We start from the raw sequence: 7026 nt of genomic DNA on the forward strand, positions 1-7026 counted from the left end.
ATATTGACCGACGACTGAAAATAGCTCGGCTCCTCACGGACCCATTCGACGCCGTCCTTGGGCACCGTCACCAGTGCGCCGAAGAAGGAACCAAACTGCTTCTGGCACATACGGCAATGGCAGATGGACGGGCGCCCAAGCGCCCCACGGATGCGGAAACGCACGGCGCCGCACTGGCAGCCGCCGGTTCGAACGGTTTCGGTCATGATCTTTCCTCCGGCGGCCATTGTTCGGTGTCGTGGTCGGGATGCTGGTAGGAGACGAGATCGGCGAGATAGGAGGCTGACGAGATATCGGCCATCGTGTCCTCGCCGGGCAATGTGTGGATGCGGTCGACGTAGGGGAGCTTTGCTTCGGTACCCCACTGGATGGTCGGCGCGATCTCCTGCGGAGCGTCGAAGGCGGCGATGGCGAGCGCGATACCCTCGGGCGCCTCGAAGGTCAGCGGGGTGCCGCAATCGGCGCAGAAGCCGCGCAATGCGGCGTTGGACGAGCGGAAGCGTTTGGGCTCGCCGCGCGTCCAGTCGAATTTTGCGCCACGCACCGACACCAGCGGCAGGTAGAAATTGCCGCTTGCTTTCTGGCACATGCGGCAATGGCAGACGGAGGCATCACCCAGCGCGCCTTCGCCCCGGAAGCGCACGGCGCCGCACTGGCAACCGCCTGTGTAGACCGGTCTGTTGTCTAGACTCATTGCTTCACTCCGCGGCATGGCAGACGGCTTCGATATTGTTGCCGTCGGGGTCGAAGACAAAGGCGCCATAGTAGTTCGCGTGATAGTGCGGACGCAGGCCTGGCCCGCCATTGTCCTTGCCGCCGGCGGCGATTGCGGCTGCGTAGAAGGCGTCGACCTCGGCGCGGCTGCGCGCAGTGAAGGCGACGTGCTGACGGTCCTTCGGCTTGTCCTTGCCTTGATGCAACCAAAACACCGGCCGGTCCCGGCCATAGCCGCCGACCTTGGCGCCGCCGGTATATTCCTGCGGCACCATATAGAGGAGCGCGGCACCGAGCGGCGCCATCGCCTTGTCATAGAACGCTTTGGAAGCGTCGAAATCGGAAACGGTGATGCCAAGATGATCGATCATCTTTTTACCTCCCAAGTGGTGATGCGGGCGCCGGTGACGGGGTCTTTGCCGTCCTTCAACTGAATACCTTGCGCCAGCAAGTCGGCACGGATGCGGTCGGCCTCGGCCCAATTTCCGGCGGCGATCAGTGCGAGCCGTTTGGCGATCGCCCTGGCGATGGCGTCTTCATCGACCTTGGTCGGCGTGACGTCGAAGCCGAGGAACAGCAACGCCGCCTTCAGCGAAGCGGCAGCATCGTTGCCCGCTGCGGCAGCCTTGCCGCCACCGGCAGCACTGAAATCTACAGCCTCACCGGCCAACTGCGTCAGCACCTGGAACGCAGAATAGGTTGCGAGATCGTCCGACAGGGCTTCCACCACTTCCACCGGCAATTGCTTTGCCGCCGCCGGTGCCAGATCCGCCGCCCGCTTCCATTTGCGCAGCGTGTTTTCCGCCTCTTCCAGCTTGCGCACGGAAAAGTCGATCGGCTCGCGATAATGCGTCATCAGCATCGCCAGCCTGAGCACCTCGCCCGGCCATTTGCGGCCGCCAAAGGTATCCGTCTCCAGCAACTCGTTGATCGAGTAGAAGTTGCCCAGGCTCTTGGACATCTTCTGCCCCTCGACCTGCAGGAAGCCGTTGTGCATCCATACCTTGGCCATCACGTCAGTGCCGTGGGCGCAGCGCGACTGGGCGATCTCGTTTTCGTGGTGCGGGAAGATCAGGTCGAGCCCGCCGCCATGGATGTCGAAGACCTCGCCGAGATAGGCGGCCGACATCGCCGAGCACTCAATGTGCCAGCCCGGCCGGCCTCTGCCCCACGGGCTGTCCCAGCCCGGCTCTTCCGGCGAGGACAGCTTCCACAGCACGAAATCGCCAGGGTTCTTCTTGTGGGGATCGACGGCGACGCGAGCGCCGGCCTGCTGTTCGTCGAGATCGCGATTCGACAATTGGCCGTAGTCCGGCATCGAGGCCGTGTCGAACAGAACTTCGCCTGCCGCAACATAAGCATGGCGGCGTTCGATCAACCGTTGAATCAAGGAGATCATGTCGACTTTGCCATCGGCGCGCGGCTCGACGAATTCGGTGGCGCGCGGCTCGACCGTCGGTTCCAGGCAGCCGAGCGTCGCCACATCCTTGTGGAACTGGTCGGCGGTTTTTTCGGTGACGCGCCGGATCGCCTCGTTCAGCGACAGCTTTCCCGAGGCAATTTCGCCGCCGAAATCGCGCAGTGCGCGGTCATTGATCTTGTCGTCGACATCCGTGATGTTGCGCACATAGGTGACGTGCGCTTGCCCGTAGAGATGGCGCAGCAGACGGAACAGCACGTCGAAAACGATCACTGGCCGCGCGTTGCCGATATGGGCAAAGTCGTAGACCGTCGGGCCGCAGACATACATGCGCACATTGCGCGGATCGATCGGGAAGAAATCCTCCTTCGTCCGCGTCAGCGTGTTGTAGAGGCGCAGGCCCTTCGATGCGTCAGACATTCGTGCCTTCCCGGTGCGTTACCTTTTGGTTGGGGCCACTTGCGCTGAGACGCAAATCAGGCACCAGCCTGCTGGCCGGGGCGTTTGTCCACTCTAGAAGGAAGATAGGCGAAAACGTCCGGACCAGCGCGAAGCTAGCCAATAATGCAAATGCCACAAATGGCGAAAGACGTTCTCATGAGCGGCTTTATCGCCTCACCCAGTGTTGCCGTCAAGTCGCAACTTTCGGCAAAAGAGTCGCCGGATCACAGGTAATGACGCAGTGAAACATTTTATTAAACATCTCGGCACAGTCATGAAACATTCGCCGGCTAGATCACCAGATGTCACGATTTGGTCGGATTCGACCAGCAAACGCGGACACGAAGACGTTACCAGGGAAGAGAAAAATGCCCCGAACCAAGCAGGACTCCAGCAGCGCGAAGCAACCGGCGCTCGCCAGCCAATACCGGGCGATCGGCCCGGCCGCCATCGTCGCCGCCCTGCTCCATACCGCGAAGAAGAAAAAGCCGGCGCAAAAGATCACATCGCCGCGCGCTGCCTGATGCGACGTCAGCCGACGCCATGCGCCGGCAATGAGGCGCCGAATGTGCCAGGAAAATAGCTGCTAGAACTAGGTCATCTGACTGTCGTCCGCGCCGGGATTCTGGCGCCTGGCCTTCTCGGGCTCCGGCCCCACGACGCCCCTTTCCTGAATCTCCGGTCCGGTGTTGGCGACCTCGTTGACGAGGTCGGAAACCGGGACAGCCTCGAAGAAGTCGAGCTGTGCCGGTCTGAGCAGGTCCGCCACGTCGCGCGGCTCCAGGGTGCGGCAATCCAGCCAGCGGGCGAAATCCTGCGGATCTATCACTACCGGCATCCGGTCATGGCTATGGGCGATGTCGGAATTGGCGTTGACGGTCAGGATGGCGCCGGTGTCCATTTCGGAACCGCCCGGCTCGGCATAGGTCTCGATCAGCCCGGCGAAGGCGACAAGTCCGCCATGCCTCGGCCGCACCCAATAGGGCTGCCCCCTCTTGCCGCCTGATTGACGCCGAGAAAAGCGGCAGTCTGGTCCGGCGTGGCGGTCAAGGCAAAGCGTCCGCACATAAGCTAAACTCGTGAAACGGTCGGATGCGAAGGTGGCGATGGAACCGGCGTCGCGCAACCGCTAATGCTTCTTCACGCCGACCGGTCCACACCGGCTGCAGCGAATGACGATCGGAGATCCATGGACGAAATGCGCAAGATTCTGCCGGCTGTCTCGGTTGCCATTGTCCGCGGCAACACGGTGCTGCTGGTCAAGCGGGCGCGGCAGCCTTCGCAAGGATTTTACGCCTTTCCAGGCGGCAAGGTCGAGGTCGGCGAAACGCTGGAACAAGCCGCGCAACGCGAATTGCTGGAGGAAACCGGGCTGCATGCGCACAACTACCGCGCACTTCGGGAAATCCACATCGACGGCGGCAGCGACGGGCACCCGGTCGACTATCTGCTGACGGTGTTCGGCGCTACCTATGCCGGCGGCGAGCCCGTGGCCAGCGACGACGCCGAGAACGCCGCCTTCTATACGCTCAGCGAAATGACGGCGCTGCCGCTTGCCGCTTCGGTGTTTGCCGTTGCCGAAGAATTGCTCAGGAATGCAGGAGCGTAACCTCCAAAATCGCCTTGCAGGCGACAGATTGTTTGGCCACATAGACTCATGATCCGCGCATCGCTTTTCCTCGCAGCTTGCCTCGCCGCCAGTACGGCATTCGGGGCGCGGCCGGCTCTGGCCGCCGAGTCGCCGTTCGAGCCGGGGCTGATGCGGCTGGCGGAGGTGCTTGGATCGCTGCATTTCCTGCGTAATCTGTGCGGCGAGAAGGGCGACCAGTGGCGGGTCGAGATGGAGAAGCTGATTGCTTCGGAAAATCCGGACGCGGAGCGGCGCGCCCGCTTCATCGCCAGCTTCAACCGCGGCTACCGCTCCTTCGGCGGCACCTACACGCAGTGTACCGCCTCGGCGACCGAAGCCATTAGCCGCTATATGAAGGAGGGCGAGACGCTCTCGCGCGACATCGCCTCGCGCTACGGCAACTGACCGTGACACTTCGCTGCTTGTCCGGTGGCGCCTTAATCCTTGTGTTGCACTTTTGCAACGGTGTTAACGAAACGTTACGGCGCGGATGCGGAATTAACTCAAACTGAAGGTTTTCATCCCGCTCGCCGGCCTAATCGGCTAAGTTTGAATCGGATCGAACGCAGGTTTGAAAAACGTGACGAGCCCTTGTCGAAACGACCCTAGAAATGTCGTATTTACAAGCACTTACTTAACCTGCGTGTAAAAAGGGACAGCCCAAGCCTGATCCGCATCTGCCGGATCGCCGCTTGAGAAGGGTGGACATCGCAATGGAACATGCCGTCAACGACATCGACGCGCTGGTCAGGGAAGAAAAGCGCCTGACCGCCGTGGAAAGCCACAGCGAGGCCTGGGCGGAAGGGCTTTCGGCTGGAATCGAGCCGGAAATCATCGCCGAAGCGGCCCTTGAAACGGCGTTCGGTGAAATGCTGCGCGCCAATGGCGAGACCTCCGCCCTTGCCCTGCTCGACCGCATGCGTGAAAAGGTGATAGCCGGGGCCTTCGAACCAGGACGGCTGCGGCACTGAACCGGCATCAGGCTCTTTGACAACGGCGTGCCGCTTGGGCGGTCATGCCCCGGGCACCTGGGCGGGCCTGGGCATCTGGACGGAATCATGGAGAGGCAGGCGGTGAATTTTTCGACGTCAGGCCAGCCGCGTGGCTTGGCCCTCAGCATCCGGCTCGTCGCTTTTTGCGCCGCGGTCCCTCTGGCTTTTTACCTCGCAAGCAGCCCTGCTTATGCGCTGAGTGAAATCAAGCGCGAGGACCTGCCCTCGCCAGTCACGCCGCCCGCCGATGACGACATGTCGCCGCCCGGAACCGCGGTGCCGATGCCCGATCCGCTCGGCACGACACCGCCTGCGACCAACCAGCCGAGGCCCCCCGACGAGCGGGAACAGGTCGAACCGGAAGGGCCAAAAGACGATGGTGGCATGGCCAATCCGCAAGCCGATCCGGATGAACCCTTGCCCGAGGTCGTCTATGATCTCGGCAAGCTGCCGGAGCCGGTCAGGCGCATGCACGATTTGATCCTCGAGGCCTGCAAGAGCGGCGACATCGAAAAGCTCCGGCCGTTGATCGGCCAGGGCGATACGATGACCCAATTGTCGCTGAGCGAGATCGAAGGCGACCCGATCACCTTCCTGAAAGGTCTTTCGGGCGACACGGAAGGCCAGGAGATCCTCGCCATCCTGGAAGAGGTGCTCAGTGCCGGCTATGTCCATGTCGATGCCGGCACGCCGCAGGAGCTCTATGTCTGGCCATATTTCTTCGCGCTGCCGCTGGACAAGCTCGACGCCAGGCAGCGGGTCGAGCTGTTCAAGATCGTCACCGCCGGCGACTATGACAGCATGAAGCAGTTCGGCGCCTACATCTTCTACCGCGTCGGCATCACGCCGGACGGACAGTGGACATTCTTCGTCGCCGGGGATTGAGCGGCATTGCCCTTTCCTACCCTCAAGCCCGCTTAGAGCATCGGAGTGGGTCCCCGCTTTGGGAAAGCCGATGCTCAAAGAAAGAGATAGACCGGCGGTCCGATCGATTTGAAAGTCCGCCGCTCTAGACCGGCAGCGCCTCGGAAAACTCCACAGCCTTGCCCTGCCCTGGCGTGACGATCTCGCCTTCCCACATCACGCGGCGGCCGCGGACGACTGTTCCGACCGGCCACCCGGTTACTTCTCTGCCGTCATAGGGCGTCCAGCCGGCCTTGGAGCCGGCCTGCGCATTGGTGATGGTTTCGCGGCGCTTCAGATCGACGATGGTGAAATCGGCGTCGTAGCCGGCGGCGATGCGGCCTTTCCTGGCCATGCCGAAGATACGCTGTGGGCCGTGGCTGGACAGGTCGACGAAACGTTGCAACGTCAGCCGGCCGGCATTGACGTGATCCAGCATGATCGGCACCAGTGTCTGCACGCCGGTCATGCCGGACGGCGAGGCAGGATAGAGTTTTGCCTTCTCCGCCAGCGTGTGGGGGGCGTGGTCGGAACCCAGCACATCGACAATGCCTTGTGCAATGCCGTGCCAGATGCCGTCGTGGTGGCGCGATGCGCGCACCGGTGGGTTCATCTGGATCAGCGTGCCAAGCCGCGCATAATCGTCCAGGCTCAGCGTCAAGTGATGCGGCGTCGCCTCGCAGGTCGCGACGTCCTTGTGCTGTTCGAGGAAGGCGATCTCCTCTGCGGTAGAGATGTGCAGCACGTGAATCCGGGCGCGAACCTGGCGCGCGATGCGCACCAGGCGCTCGGTGCAGCGCAAGGCGGCGATCTCGTCGCGCCACACCGGATGCGAGGACGGATCGCCCTCGATGCGCTCACTCAGCCGCTCGCGCAACCGGAACTCGTCCTCGGAATGAAAGGCGGCCCGACGGCGCGTATTCTTC

Annotated in this window: 10 protein-coding genes and 1 pseudogene; 5 read left to right on the top strand and 6 right to left on the bottom strand. The window is 62.5% G+C overall.

Going from position 1 to position 7026, the window contains the following annotated elements; genetic code table 11:
• From EOA86_RS15750 to cysS, 4 genes are all read right to left on the bottom strand, one after another.
• Window positions 1-206, bottom strand: a 206-nt coding sequence (locus tag EOA86_RS15750) for a GFA family protein (protein WP_206630032.1), incomplete at its 3' end; no start/stop codon positions are given.
• On the bottom strand, window positions 203-694 hold the full coding sequence (locus EOA86_RS15755; RefSeq protein WP_128342451.1) for a GFA family protein: 492 nt from the start codon (window positions 692-694) through the stop codon (window positions 203-205). The genes EOA86_RS15755 and EOA86_RS15750, both read right to left, overlap by 4 nt.
• A gap of 4 nt (window positions 695-698) precedes the next feature.
• The gene (locus tag EOA86_RS15760; RefSeq protein WP_128342453.1) at window positions 699-1085 is read right to left on the bottom strand and encodes a VOC family protein; all 387 of its coding nucleotides are present in this window, start codon (window positions 1083-1085) and stop codon (window positions 699-701) included.
• Window positions 1082-2554 carry a cysteine--tRNA ligase gene (cysS, locus tag EOA86_RS15765; RefSeq protein ID WP_128342454.1) on the bottom strand — a complete coding sequence of 491 codons (1473 nt, stop codon included), beginning with the start codon at window positions 2552-2554 and terminating at the stop codon, window positions 1082-1084. The genes EOA86_RS15760 and cysS overlap by 4 nt, the downstream gene beginning before the upstream one ends.
• 389 nt (window positions 2555-2943) lie before the next feature.
• Here cysS and EOA86_RS15770 point away from each other — a divergent pair, with 389 nt between their 5' ends.
• A complete protein-coding gene (locus EOA86_RS15770) occupies window positions 2944-3099 on the top strand; it encodes a hypothetical protein (RefSeq protein ID WP_082982528.1) in 156 nt (51 codons plus the stop codon).
• Window positions 3100-3167: 68 nt separating this feature from the next.
• On the opposite strand, the pseudogene EOA86_RS15775 reads toward EOA86_RS15770, so the two are convergent.
• Window positions 3168-3587: pseudogene (locus EOA86_RS15775) on the bottom strand (SOS response-associated peptidase); the annotation flags it as partial.
• 177 nt (window positions 3588-3764) lie between these two features.
• Here EOA86_RS15775 and EOA86_RS15780 point away from each other — a divergent pair.
• The 4 genes from EOA86_RS15780 to EOA86_RS15795 all read left to right on the top strand — a co-directional run bounded on the left by EOA86_RS15780 (window position 3765) and on the right by EOA86_RS15795 (window position 6082).
• The gene (locus EOA86_RS15780; RefSeq protein WP_128342456.1) at window positions 3765-4184 is read left to right on the top strand and encodes an NUDIX hydrolase; all 420 of its coding nucleotides are present in this window, start codon (window positions 3765-3767) and stop codon (window positions 4182-4184) included.
• A gap of 48 nt (window positions 4185-4232) precedes the next feature.
• Window positions 4233-4610 (top strand): TIGR02301 family protein, encoded by a 378-nt coding sequence (locus EOA86_RS15785; RefSeq protein ID WP_128342458.1) that lies wholly within the window; start codon window positions 4233-4235, stop codon window positions 4608-4610.
• Between the two features lie 308 nt (window positions 4611-4918).
• Window positions 4919-5176, top strand: a complete 258-nt coding sequence (locus tag EOA86_RS15790) for a hypothetical protein (RefSeq protein WP_029354447.1) — start codon at window positions 4919-4921, stop codon at window positions 5174-5176.
• A gap of 102 nt (window positions 5177-5278) precedes the next feature.
• Window positions 5279-6082 (top strand): hypothetical protein, encoded by an 804-nt coding sequence (locus EOA86_RS15795; RefSeq protein ID WP_164891774.1) that lies wholly within the window; start codon window positions 5279-5281, stop codon window positions 6080-6082.
• Window positions 6083-6206: 124 nt separating this feature from the next.
• Here EOA86_RS15795 and EOA86_RS15800 read toward each other — a convergent pair.
• Window positions 6207-7026: dihydroorotase (locus tag EOA86_RS15800; RefSeq protein ID WP_128342462.1), on the bottom strand; the 820-nt coding region annotated here is incomplete at its 5' end.

Source organism: Mesorhizobium sp. M5C.F.Ca.IN.020.32.2.1, assembly GCF_004023105.1.
GTDB lineage: Bacteria > Pseudomonadota > Alphaproteobacteria > Rhizobiales > Rhizobiaceae > Mesorhizobium > Mesorhizobium wenxiniae.

Excerpts from the sequence above, each read along its gene's own strand:
- EOA86_RS15755 (WP_128342451.1), bottom strand. The coding sequence starts at position 694 with ATGAGTCTAGACAACAGACCGGTCTACACAGGCGGTTGCCAGTGCGGC.
- EOA86_RS15760 (WP_128342453.1), bottom strand. The coding sequence starts at position 1,085 with ATGATCGATCATCTTGGCATCACCGTTTCCGATTTCGACGCTTCCAAA.
- cysS (WP_128342454.1), bottom strand. The coding sequence starts at position 2,554 with ATGTCTGACGCATCGAAGGGCCTGCGCCTCTACAACACGCTGACGCGG.
- EOA86_RS15770 (WP_082982528.1), top strand. The coding sequence starts at position 2,944 with ATGCCCCGAACCAAGCAGGACTCCAGCAGCGCGAAGCAACCGGCGCTC.
- EOA86_RS15780 (WP_128342456.1), top strand. The coding sequence starts at position 3,765 with ATGGACGAAATGCGCAAGATTCTGCCGGCTGTCTCGGTTGCCATTGTC.
- EOA86_RS15785 (WP_128342458.1), top strand. The coding sequence starts at position 4,233 with ATGATCCGCGCATCGCTTTTCCTCGCAGCTTGCCTCGCCGCCAGTACG.
- EOA86_RS15790 (WP_029354447.1), top strand. The coding sequence starts at position 4,919 with ATGGAACATGCCGTCAACGACATCGACGCGCTGGTCAGGGAAGAAAAG.